This is a genomic window from Mycobacterium sp. IEC1808 (assembly GCF_002101935.1).
Classification (GTDB): domain Bacteria; phylum Actinomycetota; class Actinomycetes; order Mycobacteriales; family Mycobacteriaceae; genus Mycobacterium.
In genome coordinates this window covers 41,746-65,363 of sequence record NZ_LQPV01000030.1, presented here as the reverse complement: position 1 = coordinate 65,363, position 23,618 = coordinate 41,746, and the positions used below count along the sequence as shown (strand labels likewise).

Sequence of the window (23,618 nt, the reverse complement as noted above, 5' to 3'; positions counted from 1 at the left end):
ACCATGGAAACAGACATCGTGACATGCCCGCACTGCGGAAAACGCAACCGCGTACCCGCGGCAGCCGCGGGGAAGCCCCGGTGCGCCAATTGTCACCAGTGGCTGCCGTGGATCGCTGCGGCCGGTGACCTTGACTTCGCCGAGGTTGCCGAAAAGCCCTCGGTTCCAGTACTTGTCGACCTCTGGGCAACCTGGTGTGGGCCGTGCCGCATGGTAAGTCCGGCGTTGGAGCAGCTGGCCAGCGAACGCGCCGGAAAACTCAAACTGGTCAAGGTCGATGTGGACAAGGCGCCGGCGATTTCGCGGCGGTTCACGGTGCAGGCGGTACCGACACTACTGCTCCTTGACCACGGCCAAGTACTGGCGCGGCAAGCGGGTGCCGCTCCCGTCGCGGCGCTGCGCAATTGGCTTGACCAGACACTGTCAACGACAACCAAGGAGGCGCAATCATGACGTCGACATTCATCGACCCCGACCTGGCGGCCATCCGCCGGGTCACTCCCAGAACTCCCGAAGGCTGCGAGGAATGTTTGCGTCTGCACAGCCCGTGGGTGCATCTTCGGCTGTGTCTGAGCTGCGGGCACGTCGGGTGTTGCGATTCGTCTCCGATGCGCCACGCCCGTCAACACGCCCACGCGGTGGGCCATCCCATCGTGCAATCTTTCGAGCCCGGTGAATCGTGGCGTTGGTGTTATGTCCACGAAAACTACGTCTGAGGTGGCTGATGTCTGACGCAACGTCCGTGGAATCGTCGGCCCCGGCCGCACAGGAGTGGGAGGAGACCCCGGACCTGTTCGGTGCATACCCACGATTGACCGAGGACCAGATCGCGAAGCTGCTTCCCGGCGGCAGCAGGCGGCGGGTCGGAATTGACGAGGTCCTGGTTCGCGAAGGGATGCGATCCCACGAGTTGTTTGTGGTGTTGTCGGGCAAAGTCGCAATCGTGACCGACGACGATTCGGGTCGGCGGCAGGTGCTGCGCGTACACGGAGCCGGTAGATTTCTCGGGGAGCTCGGTGATCTCGAAGGCCAGCCAGCGTTTTACACCGCGATCGTGGTGGTCGAGGGCGAGGTGTTGGCGATTCCCACCAATCGCGTGCGTGCTCTGGTCGCCCACGACCAAGTTCTGAGCGACCTGATTTTGCGTGCATATCTGGTCCGCCGTTCCCTGTTGATCGGGCAGCGCGTCGGGTTCCGGATTATCGGCTCGTGCTTCTCGCCCGACACCCCCCGATTGCGAGAGTTCGCCGCCCGCAACCGATTACCGCACCGATGGCTGGACCTGGAACGTGACCCCAACGCTGAGCGGCTGCTGCACCGTTTCGGCATTCCGCCCGAGGACACGCCTGTCGTGATCTGGGGAACCCGGGTGCTGCGCAATCCCAGCAATGTCGAGCTTGCCCGGGTGGTGGGCCTCAGCGTGCCCGACGTAATCACCGACGAACGCGACGTGATAGTAGTCGGCGCAGGTCCGGCCGGTCTGGGTGCTGCCGTGTACGGCGCTTCAGACGGGTTGCGGACCTCGGCGATAGAGCGAATCGCCGTCGGCGGCCAGGCCGGGACGTCGTCGCGCATTGAGAACTACCTGGGCTTCCCGGCCGGAATATCCGGGTCCGACCTCGCCGAACGTGCATTCCTGCAAGCCGATAAGTTCGGCGCGCGCATTTCCGTGTCCGCCGAGGCCACCCGGCTCGAGTCCGACGGTGGGCAGCTCCAGATCACGTTCGCCGACGACACCGTGGCCGTCGGCCGCTCCGCGGTGCTGGCGACCGGAGCACGTTATCGCCGCCTGGACGTCCCGGGGATCGATGCGTTCCATGGCGACGGCGTGTATTACGCCGCAACCTATCAGGAAGCGCTGCTGTGCGGTGACGGTCCGGTCGTCATCGTAGGGGCCGGTAACTCCGCCGGACAGGCGACCGTGTTCCTGGCGGCTCAGGTGCCGCGCGTATATCTGCTGGTGCGAGGGGACGACCTCGGCAAGAGCATGTCACGCTACCTCGTCGACCAGATAGTTCAGCAGCCGCGAGTGAAGGTCTGTCTCCACACCGAAGTCCGCGAAGTACACGGCGACAAGGTGTTGAATTGCGTTGTGGCCGAGAATAATCAGACCGGTGAGCGGGAATCTATCAAGGCGCGCGCACTTTTCGTGTTCATTGGGGCGGACCCGAACACCGAGTGGTTGGCCGGCACGGTCGCGCTCGACCGCCACGGTTTCATCGAAACTGGTCAGGCCGCGGCGAATCACGTTGCCGGCGCGGACGGGCTCACCACGGTCCGCCGCCCGGTCTTTTTGGAAACCAGCGTGCCCGGTGTCTTCGCCGCCGGAGACGTGCGCAGCGGGTCGGTGAAGCGAGTGGCATCCGCGGTCGGCGAAGGGGCTATGGCAATCCGCCAAATCCACGAGTACTTCGGGATCTGATCGGCGGAGGTCGCCACGGGGTGACCACCGGCCGCCGGTATCCCAACCTTTTGCCTTGCCAAAATTTTGCCATTTCAAAGGTTCGTACCGTAGCCGGACGGCGTGGGCCGACCTGGCACCGCCATCCCGCCAGATTTTCGCCCTCCGAGGCCCAAATTAGCGACGGCAATTAGCAGCGGCGGGCCGAATCGCGCTTGAAATCACATCAGATCGATTGTCCAGCAACGGCTATTAGAAAGGTCCGCCGTCGCCCCCCTGCTGTTTCGAATCGGCGCCGTCCCGGGTACAGCGAGGATGTCAGACCGATACCCCGTTGCGGGAATTGGCCACCCGACTCGTCGACTGCGAAAGGCAACTACGCGATGAGCAACAGGACGGCGCTGAGCGCGGCTGCAAACGGCAGCTTTACTCGCGAGCCCCGCGCCACGGACGGAGGGCCCATCGCTGACGCCGAAGATGTTGCGGCGCAGCTCAGTACACCAGAGCAGCCCGTGGGGCCTCCCGGGCGCCGATTCGACTGGCACTCACCGTTCTTCGTCGGCCTGACCGCATCGGCCGGTGTCGCGGTCACATACGGCGCGGTACGCGGTCTTGCGGCGGCGTCGTCGGTGCTTCTCTTGATTGGCGTAGCTTTCTTTATAGCCTTGGGACTCGCGCCGGCGGTGTCATGGTTGGTCGGGAAGAAGGTGCCGCGCTGGGCGGCGGTCGCCGCGGTGCTATTCGCAGTGATCGCGGTGGTGGGCGGATCGCTGGCCGCTGCCATTCCCCCGCTGGTTCAGCAGGCGCGGGAGTTCACCGACCAGGCACCCCATTACATCCAGCACATCGGTGACCATTCGTCGTGGATCGGCCGGCTCAACGACCGCTTCCACCTTCAACAACGAATCACCGAGACAGTCAACGGCTCCGGACATGCGGTCGTCGGGCAGGCCGTCGAGGCGGGAAAGGCGGTCTTTGGGGCCGTAGCCGACGTCGTGGTCGTCGCCGTGCTGACGGTCTACTTTCTGGTCGATTTCCCCCGGATCCGCGCGACCTTATACCGCTTCGTGCCGCACTCCCGCCGGCCTCGCGCGATCCTCATCGGGGATCAGGTGTACGCGAAAGTTGGCGCATACGTGCTCGGCAACCTGGTCATTTCGGCCATCGCCGGGGTGGCCACCTTCGTGTGGCTCGTCATCTTCGATGTGCCCTACCCGCTGCTGCTCGGCATATTCGTGGCTTTGCTGGACCTCATCCCGTTCGGGTCGAGCGTCGCCGGTGTGATCGTCGCCGCGGTCGCACTCACCGTCTCCGTTCCGGTAGCCATCGGAACTCTTTTGTTCTACACGTTGTTTCGCTTCGCCGAGGACTATCTGTTGGTACCCAAGATCATCGGGCGCGCGGTCAACGTGCCGGCGGTCGCCACGTTGTTGGCCGTGCTCGTCGGCGGGGCGCTGCTCGGGATAGTCGGTGCGCTCGTTGCCATCCCGATAGCGGCAGCCATTCAACTGGCCGTCCGGGAACTACTATTCCCCACGCTCGACAAACTGTGAGCGAGGCCGTCGGAGGTTCGAACCGGAGGGCGACATGACGGTCCGGCAAATGCTGAGTCGTGCGGGGAGCACTCCAAGCGCTCAGCAGTAATCCGACACGGTGTTGCGAGTCGCAAGCGCCCGTAACGATTGGTAGCCGCAACATCGTTGGAGCCCCAGCCGAGGCTGTGGGCTCCAACGATTGTCTGCTAGTGCCTACCGACGCGGCCGCCGTTCCCGCCCATAGCCTTCACGGCTTTTCTCGCCACGGTGGCGATCGCCTGGCCACCGAGGATCCACGGGCCCGCCACGATGAACGGATCCATCCAGATGTGGGCCAGGTCGGACCGCTTCCGGCGCATCCGTGACTGGATACCGTGATGCGTCACTTCGCTTTTGATTCCCGTCTCCGTAATAGGATTATCGGGACGCGTGGTCAAAAACGAACGGACATGATGCTCGGCCGCGTCCACCCGATCCGCATAGAGCAGAATCAGCCAGTGGGCCGCACGGCCCTCGCTGAATTTGTAGGCGTATTTGCGCAACCTGCCGGAGATTCCGCTGGGCGGCTGCGCCGTGCCGAACACCGGTGTGAGGAACCGGTGTTCTACAGACCGCTCCCGTGGCCACTTTTCGGGTTGCCGCTCCGGGAAGTCCCAGTGCGTTTCGGTGGGTAAATCCTGCCGCAGCTTTGGATTTGAGGGCCGGTCCTTCGGGTCAAGGTCGGCACCCCAACCGGGAATCTGTGCCCGCAACTCGTCGCTGCTCGGCGTCGGCGGATGTGCTTCGGTGTAGGCAGGTAGCCGTTGTGTCTGAGTCATGCGCTGCTCCTGTCTGTTCAGCTTGCCTGCGGAAGTACGACCGGCTTGATGCAGTCGTCAAGCTTGGATGAAAAGATGTGATACCCCTCTGCGATGTGCTCAAGCGGGATCCGATGCGTCACAATCTCACTCGGCTTGAGATAGCCGTTCTTGATGTGGGAGAACAGGCGGGGCCACTGCCTTTTGACCGGGCATTGATTGGTGTGAATGGTCAGGCCCTTGTTCATTGCGTCGCCGAACTTGATGGCGCTGAACATCGGCCCGTAGGCGCCCATGACGGAGATCGTTCCGCCCTTGCGAACCGAATCGATGGCCCAGTTCAAGGCGACCGGGGAGCCGCCCTGCAACTTGAACTTCGCCGCCGAGACGTGTTGCAGCAGGTTTCCGTCGGCCTCTGCCCCCACAGCGTCGATGGCCACGTCCGCTCCGAGAAAGTCGGTCGCCTTCTTCATCTCGACCACGATGTCGTCGCAGTCGGCGAAGTTGTACGTCTCGGCGTGAGCGAAGCTGCGGGCCTTTTCCAGCCGGTACTCGAGATGGTCGATCACGATCACGCGGGCGGCCCCCATCAACCACGACGATTTCGCGGCAAACAGGCCCACCGGCCCGGCGCCGAAGACGACGACGGTATCGCCCTCGACGATGTCCCCGAGTTGGGCCCCGAAGTATCCGGTGGCCAGCGCGTCAGTGCACAGCAGCGCGTCCGTATCGTCCATCCAGTCGGGAATCGGGGAGGGGCCGACGTCGGCGAAGGGGACCCGCACGTACTCGGCCTGCCCGCCGTCGTATCCCCCGCACGTGTGGGAGTAACCGTAGATTCCGCCCACCGCGGTGGCGTTCGGATTGACATTGTGGCAGTTCGAATACAGCCCCCGTGCACAGAAATAGCACGACCCGCAGAAGATGTTGAACGGCACCATCACCCGGTCACCGCGCTTAAAGGTCTCGACCGAGGAGCCCACGTCCTCAACCGCGCCAATGAACTCGTGTCCGAACGTATGGCCGACCCGGGTGTCGGGCATCATTCCGTGGTAGAGGTGCAGATCGGAACCGCAGATCGCGGCCAACTGCACCCTGACAATCGCGTCGTTGGGATGCTCGATCGCCGGGATCGCCTTCTCTTCGACCCGGACCTTGTAGGGACCGCGGTACGTCATCGCGCGCATAAAGCTCCTCACTGGACGTCGGTGATGATCCGTCCTGGATTACCCGCGCCACGCGACCGAAAACTGGCCCCGGAGGCCTGAAACCGAGCGCCGAATTCGCCCTTGCGGAACAGGAGCGGCGCCACCGGACCGCTCGCTGAATAGTTAAGCAACGCAATGGCTTCGACCGCCGAGCGATCACGTACCCGAGGTAAGGAAGCGCCACACTCGCGTAGCCGCATGCAGGTTGAAGCGAGTATCAACATCGCGAAGGTCGAGACCCGTCAGGTCCGCGATGCGACCGAGCCGATACCGCAACGTGCTCCGGTGAATGTGCAATTCAGCAGCCGATTCGTCGTAATTACCACCGCACTCGAGATAGTGGCTCAAGGTGTGTACCAGATCAGCGCTTTTCGCGGCGTCGTAATCGATCAGCGCCCCCAGCCATTGGCGGACGTATTCGTCGACGACGCCGGCGGCGTGGGCCGCATCGATCAAGTGGTAGAACCCCAGCTCGAAATAGTCAGACGCTCCGCGGGGATTTGCCGAGTTCAGCCGGACACTGAGCGCGCGCCGGGCTCTCAGTAAAGACTGTGGAAAATCGGCCGGCATATCACAGCGCGATCCGATGCCAATTGCACTCGTCGAGCCGCCAAGCTGTCTGCTGACCTCGCGGTGCAGTGCATCGGGAACCGGATGGCTGTCGACGAGTAAGACGACCAGACTTCCTTGGCGGCCCGCCAGGTAGTTCAGGTTGAGGTTGGCCGCGGCACGGCCCACGGCGGCGATGCTGGCGTTGTCGGCGCCGCGCCCGCTGTGAATCACCACAACATAGTGCGGCCGGCGCAAGTCATGAGTCAGCGCCTCCGCGCGCGCGTAGGCCCCGTGCTCGTCGGTACCCGCCAGCAGGTCATCGACCAGTTCACGGCGCAGATTCAGTTGCAGCTCCCCCAGGTTGCGTTGATGGGATAACTCGAGTCCCAGCACATTGCTGCAGTACCTGAGGGCGAACAACATGTCCTCGTCGACCTCGTCGACGCGGTCAACGAGCGCGACGACACCGAGGATTTCCGTGCGCGGCTTTATCAGGACGCATAGGCGATCCCCGTAGCGCACCGGACCAGCCCGCGTAGAGATCGAACGCAAGAACTGGTCACGCTGGCCGGGCTTCGGCTTCGGGTACTGGAGTGGCCGTCCGGGGCCGGCCCACGCGTTGAGGTTGCCGAACCTGTCTTCGACGCAGACCGAACGTCCCGTCAATCGATGAAGTGCGTCGACTATGCCTTGCAGGCCCTCGCCGGCGGCCAACGCCGCCTCCAGAAGCTCATGCGCTTGCGTCCGGGCCTCCAGCCGATGCACCGCTTTGGCGAGGATCTCATTCGCTTCCGCGAGTTGGCTGGCCCGTCCAACTTCCCGCTGCTGCAGCTCGGCGCACGCCAGCGCGGCACCGGCCCTGAGTGCGAGCAGCTGCAGCAGCAGAAAGTGATCGGGTATGGGCTCGGCACTGGCGCCGATCACAAGGCACCCGTGTAAAGCATCCCGATGAGATAGAGGAAATGCCCACCCCCAATCTCCGCGGGGGAGCTCGATCCTGCCCTCCCAGCTCGATCGCTGAAGTGCGTCTGTCAGCTCCGGGCGCTCAGTTTGAGAGGGTGGGCACAGCTTCATTTCCTCGTCGAGGGCGCAGTAGCTCGCCTCGACTCGGCATGAGCAGAGGACCGCGGCGCCTTCAGTGGCTACCGCGATGATGTCCTCGGGATCCAACGAATGGAAGATAATTCGGGTCAGCGCCGCCAGGCCTACCGGGGCGCCGTTTGGCTCGAGGTCGTCAGCGATATTCGAATTGGCGTTCATCACCATGTGCGACGCCCGAAGGCCTCCTCACAGATATCCCGATTGAATTAACACCGGGATGGCGGTGAAAAGGATCCAGTCGCCTGCCGCGCACCTCCCCGCGCCAGTAAGCCACCGGGGCGCCCTGGTTTCGAACGACTCGAGGCCCATTCCGGCGAAGCCGTAAGTGGCGTGCGTACCCGCATCTGTTGCTGCCCAAACCCCATTTTTGTAACGTTCCGCCCGGACATGTTGGGTCCTGACAAACCGGCGGCCCCGGGTAGCTACCCGGCTACCACGCTAACTGGCGCCGGCGCGGCGCAGCATCGAGGCGGAACCCAGCCAGATAATCAATGATCCCAGCGAAATGCCGCCGAGCATGGCGAATGCGGTTGCGAATCCCATTGTCTGGGCAGCAAATCCGCCAAGCACCGGGCTCAGCGCACCACCAAGCCCTTGCGCAGCCATCACGGCGCCCTGACCGGCGTTGATGCGGCCGGTGCCGTTGAGTATGCGGGCTACCAGTCCCGGCACCGCGACCGACAGGATGCCTGCACCGACGCCATCGAGGACTTGCACCGGTATCACACCCCAGCTGGTGATGACATGGCTGGCGATGAGGGCGCGCGCCGGCAGCGCGGCGAACGCGATCAAAATCGCCGGCCAGTAGCCACGGACTTCGGCGATTCTCGTGGCGGCCAGCGACGCGGGAACCATCACGGCCTGGGCGATGACGACGGTGCCGGCCACGGTGATGAACGGGTTGCCGTTTCTCGCCACCACTGCCAACCCATAGAGCGGCAGCATCGCGGCGTTGCCCAGGTGGAAAAGCATCACCGCTGCCGCTACCGCCAGCAGCGGCCGGCACCGGAGGAGGACCCGCAGCGACTTGATACGCGACTGGTCGGTGGCGAGCGCCTCCCCGCGGGCGAGGTGATGGTCGATGTGACCAGCCGGGATCGCCAGCACGGCGACGACAGTGAGAGCCGCAAACCCTGCCGCCAGCCAGAACACCGCGGCGTATCCGAAGTGCCAGCCCAGCAGCCCGGCGATGGCCGCTCCAGTCATGTTGCCGGCGTGATTGAAGGCCTGGTTGCGGCCGTTCTGACCGGTGAACCTCGCTTGCCCCGCGACGCCAAGGGTGATGCCGATCATCGCCGGTGCGATCGTTGCCCCCGAAATGCACATCAGCGCCTGAGCCCCGGCGATCACCCAGAAGTGATGCGACGTCAGGATGACTGCGGCGCCCGCCACGGCACCAAGACCGGCGACGATGACGCAGGCGCGCTTGTGGCTGGTGGCGTCGACCAGCGCACCCGCCGGCGTGACAGCAAGCATGCCGACAACAGCGCCCACAGTGATGACCGTTCCGATGGTGCCGGTGCTCCAGCCACGGCTCTGCAGTAGCACGCCCAGGAACGGACCCATGCCGGCCTCCATGTCGGCCATGAAGAAGTTCACCGCATACAGGGCGACCCGGTCTCGCTTCGACACCGTCGGCGCCGATGGGTACTCACGCGACATCCCTCGATTGTTCCGCCACGTTGGCGTGGCCGCCGCACCACTCCCCAGACCCGCGGGGCAGACGAGACCCCGGGAGAGAGAGACACGACCGAATTACGCTGTGCGGGTGGCTTTTCCGTTTTACCCCGACGGTGTCGCCACAGTTGAGCAGGAACTAGCTGGCGTAGCCGATCGTTGTCCTATGGGCGCCGATCTCTTCGTTGGCGCGCGATGGACGAAGGACGACAAATGAGATGTGTGACCTGCGGAGACGAAATTCTCCCAGAGCGAACAGAATTGGGGTTCACGTACTGCACCAAGCGTGCGTGTGTTCGTGCCAATGCCGCGGGCCTACTGGTGGCGGAGATTGCTCAGCATAAGACGAATGCCGAGTATGTCATCCTCCGGGGCGAGGCCGGGCAACGAGCCCTTCGGGACATGAGGGAAGGCAGGTACCGACGTGATCCCGTTGTGGTGAGGCGAGAACGCCAGCATGCCCGATTCGATGTTCCGAAAGGCGTGTTCCGCAAGCCGAGGGTGCAGAAGTACCCGTCGAACAGGATCAAGTTCGTTCAAGCCCTGCAGAGCCAGGGTTTCTCGGTGGAGGAAATTCTCGAAAAGGGTGCCTATATGGGGCTGACGCGGAGTGAAGTCGTGCGGTACATGACTGCCAGAAGGGGACGCAATTTGGGGTGATCCCGCGGTCCTGTCATAACGGGGCGAACAACGACTGACATATTCGCGCGGGCGGGACCATGATATCGACGTCTGCAAGGCAGATGCTTGTCGCTAGAAGTCCCGTTTACACCCCATTGCCGACTGGAGTCCGACATGGCCGAACGCCTCCAAGGTTCGAGGATCGCACTGCTTGCGGCGGACGGCGTCGGCCAGACCGAACTGGACGGGTCGGGCGATGCGGTGCGACAAGCGGGTGCGCAGACTCAGTTGCTGTCAGTGCGTACGGGGCAGATCGAATCGCTCAACGAAGACCTCGACCCAGGCCGCGTGTACACCGTCGACCGGGCGGTGGCCGACGCGTCGGCGGACGAGTACGAGGCGTTGTTACTGCTGCCCGGGATGGTGAGATCCCACCAGCTTTCCAGCCACGACAGCGTGGTCTCGTTCGTGGGTGACTTCATTAGTTTGGGGAAGCCGGTGGGGGTTGTCTGCCGCGGCACTTGGACCCTCCTTGAGGCGGGTGTGGCCCGGGGCCGAAGTCTGCCTTCCTATCTGACGATCCGGTCCTTGCAACAGACTGGCGCCTCCATACTGGACGGCGAACCGGCTTCGCCGCACGCGCTGCGCGCGTTCTACAGCACCATTGTCGAAGAATTCGCTCGCCTCTTACGACAGTTTGCGCCCGCGCCGAGTGAAGAGGTCGAAGATGCCCGCGCTCTTCTGGCTGTGTCCGAAGCACAGCGGCGACGCGAGAGGGACGGCGCTGCAATGGAAGTGGCCGGCTCGTAAGCAGTGGCCACCCGGCACGTTCCGCCGGTGCCGGCAAAAGTGCCCGATTTCGGAAGGCGTTCTCTCGGAACGCATTGGTGTGCAGAAGAACGGAAGCCTAACTCGCCCAGCGCCCTAACCCTACTGTACTTGTGCCGCTGCCTGACCCGTTCGTTCAGCGCCTCAGGAATGCTGCCCGCAAGCGCTGGCACGTCTCGGCCAGAGCACGCGCACACAGCTGCCGCAGCAGTGCGCAACGAACGCATTCAAAAGAAACACGGGTCCCGATCCGAATAGTCGTGCTGGCGCAACAAATTGGGGCCAACAATTTCCACCCGCTGGGCGCACGCGCTGCCGACGCAACGTTGGCAGAGTGGGTTCCGGAGCTCACCAGGTGCGATACGACATCCACCGCCCCGGGGCTCCGCGCAGCGAACACCGCAACCGAGGAGAAACCATGACACTGATGCGATTTGACCCTTTCCGCGAACTCGACCGACTGGCCGACCAAGCTCTGACCGGAGCGCGCTCCGCGCAAACGTTGCCGATGGAGGCGCTGCGACGCGGCGACCAGTTCATCGTGGCTATCGACGTTCCGGGCAGCGACCCCGACGACATCGACGTGACCGTCGAACGCAACGTCGTCGAGATCACCGCACAGCGCCGACCCATCCGGCAGGAAGGCGACGAAGTCATCGTGGACGAAAGGCCGCAGGGTGAGTTCCGCAGGCAGCTGTTCCTTGGTGAGAATCTCGATCCCGACAACCTCAGCGCCGCATGCGACCGGGGTGTGCTGACCCTGACGATCCCGGTCTCAGAGGCGAGCAAGCCACGCAAGGTCCAGATCGGGCACTCCAACGGCGGACAGCATGCCGTTCAAACGGGTTCGGAGCCACGCGAGACGGTTGACGCATAGGTTTCACGATGGCACACGATCCCACCGCGGTGGCCTCGGCGGTCCGGCCGGAGGAGCCGGCCCGCCAGGTCATCGCCACCTTCGATAATTACGACGACGCCGAGCGAGCGGTCGACTACCTTGTCGACCGCCACTTCGAGGCAAACCGACTGGCGATCGTCGGTCGAGATTTGCAATTGGTTGAGCGCATCACCGGGGAGATGAACTACGGGACGGCAGCGCTGCGCGGCGCGGCCTCAGGAGGTCTGGTCGGAGCGCTGATCGGCTGGATCTTCGGCATTTTCGCCTGGATTCAGCCGCTGATCGCCGGCTTCATCCTGGCGTTCTACGGCCTTGTCTTCGGTGCCGCGTTGGGAGCGCTGATCGGCGTGCTGCTGTATGCGATGCGAGACGGCCGACACGATTTCTCCACCGTCACCACGCTCGAGCCGAGACATTTCGACATCGTGGTCGACGTAGAGGTGGCCGGACGCGCCCTGCAACTCCTCCAGGACAGCAACCGGGACGCGCCGCCACGCTGAAAATGGTCGAAGTCGACGCGTGGACGAGGCGCCGCCCACCTCCCAGCGCTTCACTGTTTGCTTCCGTTGCGGCGCAAGCAAAATGGTTCGACACATCACTCGCAGAACAAACGCTCAAGGAGGCCTGTCAATGACTTTGATGCACACGGATCCCGATGTCGTCACCATCAACCCAGTGAGCCCGCGCACCCACAAGGGCTGCCAAGAGTGCCTGCGGCTCGCTACGCAGTGGGTGCATTTGCGGATATGCCTCACCTGTGGATACGTCGGCTGTTGCGATTCGTCACCGATGCGGCACGCAAATGCGCACTTCCGTGCCACTGATCACCCGATCGTGCAGTCCATGGAGTCCGGAGAAACGTGGCGCTGGTGCTACGTCCATGAGAACTATGTCTAGCGCCCCCGACGTCGCACAGGGTGCTCCGCAGCAGGCGGAGACGCCAGACATCAAAGGGCCGTGAGCGGGGGATGCGCTGGTGTTCAGATTGCACCTGACGAACGAAGGCGCTCCATTCCGGCCGCGTTGTAGCCCGCCAGGGCGCCGAGCAACTCTTCCGTATGCTGCCCAACGCGCGGCGCGGCTGGCGGTGCAAATCGTTCGTCGGGTTTTGTCTTGATGCACGTCCCAATCAATTGCTGCGACGTCCCGTCCGGCTGAGCCTGCTGGTATGCGAGTTGACGAGCCTTCGTGTGGTCGTCGTCGAACAGATCTGCTCCCAAAAATGCTGGTGCTCCCGCGATGTCGGTCGCGATGAAGAACTCGGTCCATTCCTTGCGCGTGCGTTCTTTGAATATTGCCGTTAATTCGTGGCGCAGCCGGGTCTCTTGCTCGACATCCTCTCCTTGTTTCCGGCGCCCCGGTTCGTAGAGATCCATCCGGTCGAGCGACTCGCAGAATCTGAGCCAGAACTTGTCCTCCAAGGCGTTGAACACCACGTAGTTGTCGTCGCTTGTTCGGTAGTACTGGTAGCGAAGCGAAGCGCGGATTCCCTCGCCGTAGGTCGGTCGACCGTTTGCCAGCGCCGTGAGGTGTTGAAAGTTCCAGTTGATCGCCGCATCGACCTGCGCTACTTCGACGTACTGCGCCTTGCGATCGCGCCCGGCGGCGTGCAGCGCGGCGAGTACGCCCATTGCTGCGTACAGAGGTCCGGCGAGAACACCCGTCGTCCCTGTCGCCGCACCCGAAAGCCGTGGCGTTCCATCCGCATCGATTATCGGCGGGCTCAAGCCGGCGAAACAGTCGAAGGACAGCCCGTGCGTGGGTAATCGGGTGTAGGGGCCATAGCTGCCCATGCCATTGAGGACGCAGTAGACAACCGTCGGATTGACAGCGACGATGTCGTCGTAGCCGAAGCCGAGCCGATGAGCCGTCCCGTAACGCAGACCGTCGACCACCACCGCCGACTTCGCGGCCAGGCGGCGAAACGCGTCTTGCCCCTCAGTCGTTTTCAGGTTTATCGCGACACTCTTCTTGCCGCGGTTCCAATGAGAGTCCTGCAGCTCGCCGCCGGCAACCACCGAACCGCGGAAACCACCGCCGCCAGGCGGCTCCACCTTGATCACTTCTGCGCCGAGGTCGGCGAGATGGCCGCCTAGTGCATCCGCGGAGAACAATGACACTTCGAGGACTCGGACGTCCCTGAGAAGCTCCATCACGCGACCTTTCCCCGCTACATCATGGTGATCGATTTCAGCTCGGTGTATTCCTCGAAGCCCCAACGCCCCTGCTCTCGGCCGAGTCCACTTTGTTTGAAGCCGCCGAACGGCCCCCCGCCGTTGAACATGCCACGCGCCGGCAAAGACCAGCCGGGACCCTGCCCGTCACCCGGATTGGCCCCGAGGTCGGCACCGGGTGCGACGGTCTGCACCATGATGGTGCCTGTTCTGACCTGTCGCGCGACGTTGAAACCCTTTGCGGCGTTGCGGGTCATCACCAGACCTGCCAGACCGTAGATGGAGTCGTTCGCGATGCGGATGGCTTCGTCTTCCGAGCGATAGGTCATCACCGCCAGAACAGGGCCGAACACCTCTTCTCGACACAGGCGCATTTCGTTGCGGCAGTGTACAAACGCCGTCGGTTCGTAGTAGAAGCCGCGTTCGAGGTGTTCGGGACGCTTGCCGCCCACCACCAACAACGCGCCTTCCTGCAGCCCCGACTCGACGAAGGATTCGACTCGCCGGCGCTGTTGGTCCCTGATAAGCGGACCGACGACAGTGGCGGGATCACGCGGATCCCCGACGGTAATCATCGGCGCCATCGCTTTCAAGCCATCGACGTACGCGTCGAGCAGCCCCTCGGGCAACAGAAGTCGCGATGTGACCGTGCACGCCTGTCCGGCATGCATCAGGACTTGCCCGAACCCTATTCCCGCTACATCACTTTCGGTGACATCGTCAAGAACGATGTGCGCGCTTTTCCCACCGAGTTCCAGCTGTGCGCGTTTCATGGTGGCCGCCGATAGTTCACGGATGCGTCGGCCGGTCGCGGTCGAACCGGTGAACCCAATCATGTCGACGCCTGGGTGGGTACACAGCTCCTCCCCCACGTCGGCACCGCCCACAACGACGTTGAACACTCCGGGCGGGAGGCCGGCTTCCTCACCAATCTTGGCCAGCTCCAGGGCGTTCATCGGAGTCCACGGGTGGGGCTTGAGCACCACAGTGCAGCCGACGGCTAACGCGGCCAAGCACTTCTGAATGTTGATCGAGAATGGAAAGTTGAACGGGGTAATGACGCCGACCACCCCGACCGGTTCCCGGACCACCGTCACGCCGCCCAGGCCGGTCGCCGAAACCCTTGGCCCGCCCGGTGTTTCCACCCACGTCACATCGTGTTCGACGAACTCGCCGTAGTAGTGGGCGGCCTCAATGGCGCCGCCAACCTGAATCAGGTCGGTGATAAAGCCGGTCGAGCCGATCTCGGCGACGACTAGCTCCCGAAGCTCCGCTTTGCGCTCGTCGAGTATTTCGGCGAATCGCTTGATGATCTTTGCCCGCTCCCGGACGGACATCCACGGCCACGGCCCGTCGTCGAAAGCCCGCCGGGCGGCCTCGATCGCCATGGCCGCCTGCTTGGGTCCACCGTCGACGACTCGGCCGATCAACTCCTCGGTGGCCGGATCGATAACATCGATGGTACCGATGGCGTTGTCGCTCAACCACCTACCGTCGATAAAGCTCTGGTACTCTCGCATCGAACGAATTCCGTCGGGTGCCGACTACTTCGCCGCCGGGTACGGAGCGGGCTCAAAGTCGAAGACCCGGCGGGCATTCCCCTGCAGTACTTTGTACTTGTCGAGGTCGGACCGGCCGTCGAGTGCCTTGTGAGCGGCCTGAAGGGAATTGGGCCACAGGCTGTCGGTGTGCGGATAATCCGTTTCAATCATCACATTGTCGACGCCGATGGAGTCGAGGTTAGCCGCCCCGAAGTCATCCTCGATGAAGCAGCCGTACATGTGGTCGCGGAAGAGCTGGCGCGGGGACTCAGGGAAGATGTCGGGGTCGGTGGGTACAGGGGTCAGGCGCATCGTGGCCGGGTCAACCGCCCAGTTGTTGGCGCGCAGGTATTGGTAATCGGCGGCAACATGTTCGGCACGCTCGATGAGGTAGGGGATCCAGCCGATGCCGCCCTCGGCCAGCACGATCTTCAGGTCGGGGTACTTCTGCAGCTTGCCCGAGAACAGCCAGTCGGTGGTTGAGTTCGCCAGGTTGAGGTTGATGTTGACCGCCTGAACCCCGAACGGGGCGTCGGGGGATGTGGTCGGGCTGACCGAGGACGAGCCGATGTGGGTGCACAGCGGCATCTTCGTCTCGTTCACCACCGCGAAAAAATCGTCCCATGCCCCCGAGTGGATGGACGGAAATCCGAGAGGGTGCAGGTTCTCCGAGAAGGCAATGGCTTTGGCGCCCTTGTCGGCGCACCGTAGCGTCTCCTCGACGGCTAGTCGGGTGTCCCACAACGGAATGATGACCATGGGGATGTAGCGACCGGGCGCCGCCGCGCACCACTCGTCGATGACGAAGTCATTGTAGGCGCGCACGCACTTGAGACCGAGGTCGCGGTCACCGAGGTGGGCGAACATCTGGCCACAGAACCGGGGGAAGAACGGAAAGTTCAGTCCCGCGATCACATGATCCTCGTCCATGTCGGGGATGCGGGCCACCGGGTCGAAGTATGCGCGGGGCATCTCGTCGTAATTCACTGGCAGCGGGGAGTATTCGGCCGGCCTTTGGTGAGCCGCGACCAGGATGCCCAGCACCGACGCCCGCGCTTGGTCGTAGATCCACGTATCGACGCCGTCGATGCGCTCGACGTGTGGCACCCGATCAAGGTCGGCGGCCGATGCGCGGTCGACCCACAGGTTCGGCGGCTCGATGATGTGGTCATCGACGGAGATCATCCATTGCAGATCTTGCTTGTCCATGGGTTCCTCCCTGAACTTTTATGCCATCACTTTGTCAATTCGCTATTGCGTTGACTGCGTCCTTCACTGGCCGACGCGGACGCCGGGCGTGAAGACGACGGGTAGCGAGCGGTAGCCCCGCGTCACCGAGTTCCCGTGAAAATCAACTTTCGCCCCTGGCGGAATGGCGTAGTCGGGTATCCGTTTGAGGGTCTGCTCAACCCCCACCCGAAACTCGAGCCGGGCGAGATTAGAACCTAGGCAGCGATGGACACCGGCCCCGAACCCGAGGTGCCGGTTTGTCTGTCGGTCGAGAATGCACTTGTCTGGCTCGTCGAACTCGCGCGCGTCGCGGTTGGCGGCCGCATAATTCACCACGACCGTCTCCCCCGGGCAAAAGTTCTGCCCGCTCAGTTCAACCTCTTCCGCGACTGAGCGATGCAATCCGTGGACCGAACCGGCGAACCGGATGAATTCCTCTATTGCCATGGGCATCAGCCCCACTTCGTGTACCAGCCGGTCGCGCTCCGAAGCATGGGTGCCGAGATAGAAGAAGGCGAACGACATTGCACTAGAGGTTGTTTCGAGCCCCGCTTGCACCAGCAGCATCACATTCGCGACCACGTCGTCGAAGCTCAATTTCTCGCCTTCAATCTCGGCGGAGAGCAGGACATCGATGAGGTCGTCGCGCTGCGGTTCACCGCGACGTTTGTCGATCTCGTCGCGTACGCGGAGGTAGAGATTCGTCATCGATCCGTTTCGGATCTCTTCGCTCTCGCCATTGATCGCGAGGTCGGCCGTCTCGATGTAGAGCGGCACGTCTTCAACGGGCATACCGAGCAGATACCGGAAGAACACGATCCCAGGTTGCTGCCAGGCGACGTCGGCGAGATCGCCGCGGCCCAATTCGATGAAGTTGTCGATCAGCCCGTCGGTGACCGCGCGCACCTGCGGCTCCAAATCCTTCATGCGGCCAGGAGAGAAATACGGGTTGAGGACTTTGCGAAGATGCTGCTGCCGTGGCGGATCCAAGGTGATCACGATGTCGCCGAACGACATCGGGTTGCCCCCCAGCCCAAGGGGCTTGCTGGAGAAGCTGCGCCAATCCCGCAAAATCTCGTAGCACTCGTTGTAGCGGGTGGCGACCCACGCGCCCCCCGGCGTCGGGCCCAGGAATGGGACATCCTGGTGGCTGAACGGTCCCGTCTCCCGCATCACTCCGTAGACCTCGTAGAGGAATTCTTGGTCGTTGAAATCCTCATGACGAAGATCGAGGTTCCGAGCGTGTTCCTCCGGCGATTTGCTCACCATGTGCAGTCCTTTTCGACGCCGGAACTAGGCATGCGGGGCGTCAACGTGCTGGCGACACCGTGGTCGCGCCACCGTCCATGTGCCATCTGCGCCGGCCCTCGGATTTCTCGCACACGCCGAAACTTGCTTTCGCAGCACAGTAAGTCGTCCGTTACGCAGAGTCAAGTGGCACTCGATAACGTCGCGGGCCGGAAGGGTGGACCCAAGGGAAGCGGGCGATACCGCGGGCGACGCGTGAGCAAGCTTCTTCCCGGTCGAGTGCTGCTCGCTAAGGTATGTGTGATGACTGCAGGCGCACGGCGGCGAGTTCGCGACAAGGACGGCAAACAACGAGCCCTCCTTGAAGCGGCTGCCGAGGTCTTCGCCGAAGCGGGATACGCGGCCGCGGCGACAAAGGAGATCGCCCGTCGCGCTGCCTGCTCGGAGGCGATGCTTTTCCACTACTTCGGGGACAAGCGGGGCATCTTCGAGCAAGTTGTTTCTCGCCAGATCGCCGACCTCGTCACTGAGGCAGAAGAGCAAGTCGTGGCGAACCTGCCCGCACGCTTCGAGGACTATATCGAGCAGCTTTTCTTTGCCAGACTACGAATCGATGACCGGGACAGCGGTGTTCCCGGCTGGGACATTTCCGGTCGGGCGTTGTCGGACCCGGACTTCTCGCTGCGTGTGCTGCAGCCAAACCACGCACGTCGTACAGCCGTTATTGCCGAAGGCGTTCGCCACTATCAAGCCGCGGGGCAGATCGGGGCCGACGTCGACGCCGACTTGTTCGCCGAGCTGCTGGCTAACTTCATTATCTTCACGACGAGCCTCGGCCCACGCTGGTTCGGTACCGGCGAGCCGGACATTCGCGCACAGATCGAACTGGGTTCGCGCATTCTCGCCAAAGGCGTAAGCACATCGGAGGGCAAGTCGACGACCAAGCGAGGCGGGCGGACACGACGGTCCGCGAAGGTGCGCGGGGCCGACTGAAAGCTCCCACGAACTCAACTCCGGACACGGTTATCGAGTCACACTTGACAGCCGAGCTTTCCCGTCGCTAGCGTCGTTGCCAGCCGGGCCGCAGCCAAGCGGATGCAGAGCACCCTGCTCGATCGGCACGAGCGTGAGGACAGTGGGTGGCGTGTGCACTCATCGGTGCGAGTAACTCGCTCCCGAAAGCGATGACGCGGAAAGCTGCCCGGCGATGAACGCGCTTCGTGGGGTTCGTGTTGTCGAGTGGGCGACGGAAATCACCGGCCCGTACTGCACCAAGTTGTTCGCCGACCTCGGAGCGGAGGTCATAAAGTTAGAAGCTCCGGACGGGGATCCGTTCCGCCGCAGGACGTTTGGCGATCGAATCGGTGCCGACGCGCTGTTCAAATTCTTGAATGCCGGCAAGCGTTCGGTCGTCGGCACTGCGCTGCCCGACGTGGAGGCTTGGATCGTTTCCGCCGATGTGTTCGTCGATTCTCTAGGCCCGGGTGCTCTCGACCGCGAGGCCCTCCTGCGGCGTGCGCCACACCTGGTGATCGTGGCGTTGTCTGCGTACGGGTTGACCGGACCATATCGAGACCGGCCCTCGACGGAATTCACGATCCAGGCCGAGAGCGGAACCCTGGCGCTGCGAGGTCGCCCGGACCAGCCGCCCATTCAAGCCGGGGGTCGAGTCTTCGAATGGGTGATGGCCAGTTATGCCGCCGTCGGGGCGCTGGCTGCATTGCGGCGGGTTCAACTCGGCGGAACCGGTGAAATCGTTGACTGCTCGTTGTTGGAGGCTTGCCACCTCAGCGCCAGCGGATTCGCTGACGTCTACCACGAGCTGGCCGGTCGCCCCCCTTTGACTCTTCCCGCCCGACAGGTTGAAATCCCTTCCATCGAACCGACCGCGGACGGGTGGGTGGGCTTCAACACCAACACGCGCCAGCAATTCGAGTCGTTCCTCGCGATGATCGGCCGATTGGACCTTCTCGACGATGACCCGGCGTGGGCACTCGCAACGACGCGCTGGGAACGGCGGGAGGAGTGGAATCGGATTGTGCGGGAATGGACGACGCAACATTCCACGGACGAGATCGTCGCGTTGGCCTCCGATCTGCGGATTCCCGTCTCACCAGTCAACAATGGCCAGACCGTGTTGGAGCACCCACAGTTCGCGGCGCGCGGCGTGTGGGGCACCTACGCCGACGGCTGCTTCATGCACCCGTTGGCGCCGTACCGGATAAATGGTCAGCGACCCGCTCCCACCTCCGGCGCTCCGGCGCTCGGCGAAATGGCAAATCCACCCTCCCACAGCAGGATTGCGACTGCCGCCGACCGTGCACCGGGACTTCCGCTGGATGGCGTGCGAATTCTCGACGCTACCGCGTGGTGGGCCGGCCCCTCCTCCACCCACATGCTCGCCGCACTAGGGGCCGAGGTCATTCACCTGGAGTCGACGGCTCACCCTGACGGCGCACGCATGGCGGCCGCCGCGTTTGCCGAGCAGGACCAGTGGTGGGAGCGATCGGGGATGTACCTGTCGACCAACGCCAACAAGCGCGGACTCACCCTTGACCTTGCCTCTGAGCAAGGGCGGGAGATCTTCTTCCGACTCGTCAAGTGCTCCGACATCCTTGTCGAAAACTTCTCGCCACGCGTCTTCGACAATTTCGGCATCACGTGGGAGAGCATCAGCGAGCTCAACCCTCGAATACTTATGGTTCGAATGCCCGCGTTCGGGCTCGACGGTCCATGGCGCAATAACGTGGGCTTCGCGCAGACGATGGAACAGATGACTGGGATGGCGTGGGTGACCGGCCATGAGTACGACCAGCCGCGAATCCCCCGCGGCCCGTGCGATCCCCTGGCGGGAATGCACTCCGCATTCGCCATGCTCGCCGGCCTCCGGCATCGTGATCTAACCGGACGTGGCTCGTTCATCGAAGTGTCGATGGTGGAGGCCGCGCTCAACGCAGCCGCCGAGCAGGTCGTCGAATTCACCGCCTACGGAAATCTCATATCGCGCCAAGGGAATCGCAGCCGTGACGCCGCCCCACAAGGGCTCTACGAGTGCGCGGGAACGGAGCGATGGCTGGCCATTTCGGTCGCGACCGACGAGCAGTGGCGCCTACTGAAGTCCGCGCTGGGCAACCCGGATTGGGCAGACGATCCCGCGCTGGACACCCACCAGGGGCGCGCGGAGGCACATGATGTGATCGACAAGCATCTCGAGCAATGGGCAGGCCGGCAAGATGCGTCGGCCGCCGCCGAGTTGCTTATCGAATACGGCGTCCCCGCTGCGGAGTTGGCAGACGCCAGGGTCGGTTCGAGGCACCCACAACTTGCTGCGCGCGGCTTCTTCGAAAGTCTCGACCATCCCGTCGTGGGACGGCATAACGTGCCGGCGATTCCCTTCAAGTACCGCAGCGTTCAACAGTGGTATCGGTCGGCGGCACCGACCCTGGGACAGCACAACGCGGCTATCCTCGGTGACCTCCTAGGCCTCGACGCCTCGTCAATAGCGGCGCTGAAAGAGCAGGGCGTCATCGGGACCCGACCGGGCGGATTGGACTGAACGGTGAAGCTTCGTGTCGACGCGGAAATGTGCCAGGGCCACAGCCGTTGTTACGCAACATATCCGGAGATGTTCGATATCGACGACGACGGGATCGCCTTCGTCACCGTCACTGACATACCGCCGGAGTGGGAAGATCGGGCGCACCATGCGATCGCGAATTGTCCGGAGCGTGCCATACATATCGTCAGGGAGTCGCCATGAAGACCAACGGAGCAGTTCTGTGGGGGCTGAACGAGAAGTGGTCGGTGGAAGAGATCGAACTCGATCCGCCGCAATCCGGTGAACTACTGGTCGAATTCGAAGCCACCGGCTTGTGCCACTCCGATCATCACATCCGCACCGGTGACATGTTTGGGGTGAGCTTTCCCTTGATCGGTGGGCATGAAGGGGCCGGCATCGTTCGCGAGGTCGGTCCGGAAGTGCGCGATGTGGCGGTGGGAGACCATGTCGTCACGTCATTTCTGCCGGCCTGCGGTCGCTGCCGCTGGTGCGCGACGGGCCGTCAAAACCTTTGTGACTTCGGAGCGACCATCCTTGCGGGAGTGCAAGCCGACGGCACCTTCCGGCGGCGAGCCCGCGGCCAGGGCATCGGAGCACTTTCCGGAGTCGGCAGTTTCGCGAAGTGGGGCGTGTTGTCGGAGGCCTCTGTGGTCAAGATCGACAACGATGTGCCGTTGTCGCGCGTGTGTCTGCTCGGCTGCGGCGTTACCACCGGTTGGGGTTCGGCCGTCAACACCGCGAACGTCAGCCCCGGCGACGTGGTCGTTGTTGTCGGCTGTGGCGGGATCGGCAGCGGCGCCATTCAGGGCGCGCGCCTGGCGGGGGCGGAGCAAATCGTGGTGGTCGATATCGAGCCGGGCAAGCGCGACAAAGCGTTTCAGTTCGGGGCCACGCACTTTGCGACCTCGATGGAGGAAGCGACCCAGTTAGTTGGCGAGATCACGCGCGGGGTCATGGCCGACTCGGCCATCCTCACGCCAGGCGTGCTCGAGGGCGCGATGATCAACGACGCGCTCAACGTGGTGCGCAAGGGCGGCGCCGTGGTGGCCACCGCCCTGGCGTCGATGTCCGACGTGACGCCGACCCTGCCGCTGACGTTGTTCACGCTGTTCCAAAAGCGGCTCCTGGGCAGCCTGTACGGCGAAGCCAACCCTCGGGCCGACATCCCTCGACTCATCAGCCTCTATCGAAGCGGCAAGCTGTTGCTCGACGAAACCGTCACCGCCGAGTACAAACTCGACGACATCAACGAGGCCTACGACGACATGCTCGCCGGGCGCAACATCCGCGGGGTGATCATCCACGAGCACTGATGTGTCCAGAGGCAGATCCGCATCATCTTCCAGCGCGCGCAGTTGATTCACCTACTCGCAGTGAAGGGATACATTTCATGTCTTCGCCCGCCGACGTCGTCCGGCAGTTCTGCGCTTTGATGGAGAATCGGGACGCCGAAGCGTTACGTCCCCTCCTCGCCGAAGGGGCCGTTTATCAGAACGTGGGAATGCCTCCCTTCACCGGACCGGACGCCATCGTGGAGAACATGGCCGCCCAGTTCGCTATGTTCCCGGACGCCTACGCATTCGAGATCGTGAACCTCGCCAGCGAGGGTTCCGTGGTGCTCACCGAACGCCTGGACTACATCCAGACTCCCGATGGACGCAAGGCGGCCATCCCCGTAATGGGGACCTTCGTCGTCGATGGCGACGGGAGGATCACACGCTGGACCGACTACTTTGACCTGAATCTGACGATCAAGCTGCTTCAAGGCGAGGACATCAGCGCCCTGGTGCCCGCCACCGCATGAGTCATCACGTCGATCGTGTGAACTTAGCTGAGGATGGGGAACCATGCGGGTGCCAAGGGCCGTCGCCAAATTCAATCGTCGAGTCACCAATCCAGCGGCTCGGTCGATCACGCCGTGGCTTCCGTGCCAAGGGACGCTCGAACATGTCGGACGCACATCAGGCAGGCGTTATCGCACGCCGTTGTTGGTCTTTCCCACCCCCGACGGCTTCCTCGTCCTCATCGGGTACGGGCTGCATTCGGACTGGGTGAAGAACGTTTTGGCCGGCGGACAGGCGGTATTGCACAGGCGCGGCAGGAGTATCGCGCTGGTCAATCCTCGTCTTGTGAGTAAGGCCGAGGGCGCAGCGATTGTCTCGGGGCCATCGGGGATGTTCTACCGCCTGTTTCCGTACAACGAAGCGGCGATGGTGTTGACCAAGGTCGATTCCACGCAGTGACTTCG

The 23,618-nt window shown here is 63.2% G+C and carries 22 protein-coding genes; 14 read left to right on the top strand and 8 right to left on the bottom strand.

Annotated elements, in window-relative coordinates:
* Positions 1–3: 3 nt before the first annotated feature.
* From trxA to AWB92_RS18040, 4 genes are all read left to right on the top strand, one after another.
* Positions 4–453: a thioredoxin gene (gene trxA, locus AWB92_RS18055; RefSeq protein ID WP_085188075.1), complete on the top strand. Its 450-nt coding sequence runs from the start codon at positions 4–6 to the stop codon at positions 451–453.
* Positions 450–716: a UBP-type zinc finger domain-containing protein gene (locus AWB92_RS18050; protein ID WP_085188073.1), complete on the top strand. Its 267-nt coding sequence runs from the start codon at positions 450–452 to the stop codon at positions 714–716. The genes trxA and AWB92_RS18050 overlap by 4 nt, the downstream gene beginning before the upstream one ends.
* A gap of 8 nt (positions 717–724) precedes the next feature.
* Positions 725–2,422 carry a cyclic nucleotide-binding domain-containing thioredoxin-disulfide reductase gene (locus AWB92_RS18045; RefSeq protein ID WP_085188071.1) on the top strand — a complete coding sequence of 566 codons (1,698 nt, stop codon included), beginning with the start codon at positions 725–727 and terminating at the stop codon, positions 2,420–2,422.
* Between the two features lie 362 nt (positions 2,423–2,784).
* Positions 2,785–3,954: an AI-2E family transporter gene (locus tag AWB92_RS18040; protein ID WP_085188069.1), complete on the top strand. Its 1,170-nt coding sequence runs from the start codon at positions 2,785–2,787 to the stop codon at positions 3,952–3,954.
* A 188-nt stretch (positions 3,955–4,142) separates the two neighbouring features.
* Here AWB92_RS18040 and AWB92_RS18035 read toward each other — a convergent pair whose 3' ends face one another.
* From AWB92_RS18035 to AWB92_RS18020, 4 genes are all read right to left on the bottom strand, one after another.
* Positions 4,143–4,754 carry a hypothetical protein gene (locus AWB92_RS18035; protein ID WP_085188067.1) on the bottom strand — a complete coding sequence of 204 codons (612 nt, stop codon included), beginning with the start codon at positions 4,752–4,754 and terminating at the stop codon, positions 4,143–4,145.
* Between the two features lie 17 nt (positions 4,755–4,771).
* Positions 4,772–5,920 (bottom strand): zinc-dependent alcohol dehydrogenase, encoded by a 1,149-nt coding sequence (locus AWB92_RS18030; RefSeq protein WP_085188065.1) that lies wholly within the window; start codon positions 5,918–5,920, stop codon positions 4,772–4,774.
* Positions 5,921–6,097: 177 nt separating this feature from the next.
* Positions 6,098–7,759, bottom strand: a complete 1,662-nt coding sequence (locus tag AWB92_RS18025) for a PucR family transcriptional regulator (RefSeq protein WP_085188063.1) — start codon at positions 7,757–7,759, stop codon at positions 6,098–6,100.
* 273 nt (positions 7,760–8,032) lie between these two features.
* Positions 8,033–9,256, bottom strand: a complete 1,224-nt coding sequence (locus AWB92_RS18020) for an MFS transporter (RefSeq protein WP_085188061.1) — start codon at positions 9,254–9,256, stop codon at positions 8,033–8,035.
* Between the two features lie 810 nt (positions 9,257–10,066).
* On the opposite strand from AWB92_RS18020, the gene AWB92_RS18015 reads away from it, so the two are divergent.
* From AWB92_RS18015 to AWB92_RS18000, 4 genes are all read left to right on the top strand, one after another.
* Positions 10,067–10,702 carry a DJ-1/PfpI family protein gene (locus AWB92_RS18015; protein ID WP_085188059.1) on the top strand — a complete coding sequence of 212 codons (636 nt, stop codon included), beginning with the start codon at positions 10,067–10,069 and terminating at the stop codon, positions 10,700–10,702.
* 445 nt (positions 10,703–11,147) lie between these two features.
* Positions 11,148–11,597 (top strand): Hsp20/alpha crystallin family protein, encoded by a 450-nt coding sequence (locus tag AWB92_RS18010; RefSeq protein ID WP_346962956.1) that lies wholly within the window; start codon positions 11,148–11,150, stop codon positions 11,595–11,597.
* Between the two features lie 8 nt (positions 11,598–11,605).
* Positions 11,606–12,118 (top strand): general stress protein, encoded by a 513-nt coding sequence (locus tag AWB92_RS18005; RefSeq protein ID WP_085188055.1) that lies wholly within the window; start codon positions 11,606–11,608, stop codon positions 12,116–12,118.
* Positions 12,119–12,248: 130 nt separating this feature from the next.
* The gene (locus AWB92_RS18000; RefSeq protein ID WP_085188053.1) at positions 12,249–12,515 is read left to right on the top strand and encodes a UBP-type zinc finger domain-containing protein; all 267 of its coding nucleotides are present in this window, start codon (positions 12,249–12,251) and stop codon (positions 12,513–12,515) included.
* Between the two features lie 83 nt (positions 12,516–12,598).
* Here AWB92_RS18000 and AWB92_RS17995 read toward each other — a convergent pair whose 3' ends face one another.
* From AWB92_RS17995 to AWB92_RS17980, 4 genes are all read right to left on the bottom strand, one after another.
* Entirely contained in the window at positions 12,599–13,771 is a 1,173-nt protein-coding gene (locus tag AWB92_RS17995; protein WP_085188051.1) for a CaiB/BaiF CoA-transferase family protein, read from the bottom strand.
* Between the two features lie 17 nt (positions 13,772–13,788).
* A complete protein-coding gene (locus AWB92_RS17990; RefSeq protein ID WP_241523503.1) occupies positions 13,789–15,276 on the bottom strand; it encodes an aldehyde dehydrogenase family protein in 1,488 nt (495 codons plus the stop codon).
* A 60-nt stretch (positions 15,277–15,336) separates the two neighbouring features.
* On the bottom strand, positions 15,337–16,542 hold the full coding sequence (locus tag AWB92_RS17985) for an amidohydrolase family protein (RefSeq protein ID WP_085188047.1): 1,206 nt from the start codon (positions 16,540–16,542) through the stop codon (positions 15,337–15,339).
* 63 nt (positions 16,543–16,605) lie between these two features.
* Positions 16,606–17,832, bottom strand: coding sequence for a cytochrome P450 (locus AWB92_RS17980; protein ID WP_173817443.1), 1,227 nt, complete (start codon positions 17,830–17,832; stop codon positions 16,606–16,608).
* A 282-nt stretch (positions 17,833–18,114) separates the two neighbouring features.
* On the opposite strand from AWB92_RS17980, the gene AWB92_RS17975 reads away from it, so the two are divergent.
* The 6 genes from AWB92_RS17975 (at position 18,115) to AWB92_RS17950 (ending at position 23,613) form a co-directional block, all read left to right on the top strand.
* Positions 18,115–18,804, top strand: a complete 690-nt coding sequence (locus tag AWB92_RS17975; RefSeq protein ID WP_085188045.1) for a TetR/AcrR family transcriptional regulator — start codon at positions 18,115–18,117, stop codon at positions 18,802–18,804.
* 214 nt (positions 18,805–19,018) lie between these two features.
* Complete coding sequence (locus AWB92_RS17970) at positions 19,019–21,367, top strand: CoA transferase (RefSeq protein ID WP_085188042.1); 2,349 nt, start codon at positions 19,019–19,021, stop codon at positions 21,365–21,367.
* 3 nt (positions 21,368–21,370) lie between these two features.
* Positions 21,371–21,571: a ferredoxin gene (locus AWB92_RS17965; RefSeq protein ID WP_085188040.1), complete on the top strand. Its 201-nt coding sequence runs from the start codon at positions 21,371–21,373 to the stop codon at positions 21,569–21,571.
* Complete coding sequence (locus AWB92_RS17960) at positions 21,568–22,683, top strand: NDMA-dependent alcohol dehydrogenase (RefSeq protein WP_085188037.1); 1,116 nt, start codon at positions 21,568–21,570, stop codon at positions 22,681–22,683. The genes AWB92_RS17965 and AWB92_RS17960 overlap by 4 nt, the downstream gene beginning before the upstream one ends.
* 77 nt (positions 22,684–22,760) lie before the next feature.
* Positions 22,761–23,174 (top strand): limonene-1,2-epoxide hydrolase family protein, encoded by a 414-nt coding sequence (locus AWB92_RS17955; protein ID WP_085188035.1) that lies wholly within the window; start codon positions 22,761–22,763, stop codon positions 23,172–23,174.
* Positions 23,175–23,217: 43 nt separating this feature from the next.
* The gene (locus tag AWB92_RS17950) at positions 23,218–23,613 is read left to right on the top strand and encodes a nitroreductase family deazaflavin-dependent oxidoreductase (protein ID WP_085188033.1); all 396 of its coding nucleotides are present in this window, start codon (positions 23,218–23,220) and stop codon (positions 23,611–23,613) included.
* Positions 23,614–23,618: the final 5 nt, after the last annotated feature.

Coding starts and splice junctions, on each gene's coding strand:
- AWB92_RS17995 (WP_085188051.1), bottom strand. CDS start 13,771: ATGGAGCTTCTCAGGGACGTCCGAGTCCTCGAAGTGTCATTGTTCTCC.
- trxA (WP_085188075.1), top strand. CDS start 4: ATGGAAACAGACATCGTGACATGCCCGCACTGCGGAAAACGCAACCGC.
- AWB92_RS17960 (WP_085188037.1), top strand. CDS start 21,568: ATGAAGACCAACGGAGCAGTTCTGTGGGGGCTGAACGAGAAGTGGTCG.
- AWB92_RS18020 (WP_085188061.1), bottom strand. CDS start 9,256: ATGTCGCGTGAGTACCCATCGGCGCCGACGGTGTCGAAGCGAGACCGG.
- AWB92_RS18015 (WP_085188059.1), top strand. CDS start 10,067: ATGGCCGAACGCCTCCAAGGTTCGAGGATCGCACTGCTTGCGGCGGAC.
- AWB92_RS18030 (WP_085188065.1), bottom strand. CDS start 5,920: ATGCGCGCGATGACGTACCGCGGTCCCTACAAGGTCCGGGTCGAAGAG.
- AWB92_RS17955 (WP_085188035.1), top strand. CDS start 22,761: ATGTCTTCGCCCGCCGACGTCGTCCGGCAGTTCTGCGCTTTGATGGAG.
- AWB92_RS18050 (WP_085188073.1), top strand. CDS start 450: ATGACGTCGACATTCATCGACCCCGACCTGGCGGCCATCCGCCGGGTC.
- AWB92_RS18035 (WP_085188067.1), bottom strand. CDS start 4,754: ATGACTCAGACACAACGGCTACCTGCCTACACCGAAGCACATCCGCCG.
- AWB92_RS17975 (WP_085188045.1), top strand. CDS start 18,115: ATGACTGCAGGCGCACGGCGGCGAGTTCGCGACAAGGACGGCAAACAA.
- AWB92_RS18025 (WP_085188063.1), bottom strand. CDS start 7,759: ATGGTGATGAACGCCAATTCGAATATCGCTGACGACCTCGAGCCAAAC.
- AWB92_RS18045 (WP_085188071.1), top strand. CDS start 725: ATGTCTGACGCAACGTCCGTGGAATCGTCGGCCCCGGCCGCACAGGAG.
- AWB92_RS18005 (WP_085188055.1), top strand. CDS start 11,606: ATGGCACACGATCCCACCGCGGTGGCCTCGGCGGTCCGGCCGGAGGAG.
- AWB92_RS17980 (WP_173817443.1), bottom strand. CDS start 17,832: ATGGTGAGCAAATCGCCGGAGGAACACGCTCGGAACCTCGATCTTCGT.
- AWB92_RS18000 (WP_085188053.1), top strand. CDS start 12,249: ATGACTTTGATGCACACGGATCCCGATGTCGTCACCATCAACCCAGTG.
- AWB92_RS17950 (WP_085188033.1), top strand. CDS start 23,218: ATGCGGGTGCCAAGGGCCGTCGCCAAATTCAATCGTCGAGTCACCAAT.
- AWB92_RS17970 (WP_085188042.1), top strand. CDS start 19,019: ATGAACGCGCTTCGTGGGGTTCGTGTTGTCGAGTGGGCGACGGAAATC.
- AWB92_RS17985 (WP_085188047.1), bottom strand. CDS start 16,542: ATGGACAAGCAAGATCTGCAATGGATGATCTCCGTCGATGACCACATC.
- AWB92_RS18010 (WP_346962956.1), top strand. CDS start 11,148: ATGCGATTTGACCCTTTCCGCGAACTCGACCGACTGGCCGACCAAGCT.
- AWB92_RS18040 (WP_085188069.1), top strand. CDS start 2,785: ATGAGCAACAGGACGGCGCTGAGCGCGGCTGCAAACGGCAGCTTTACT.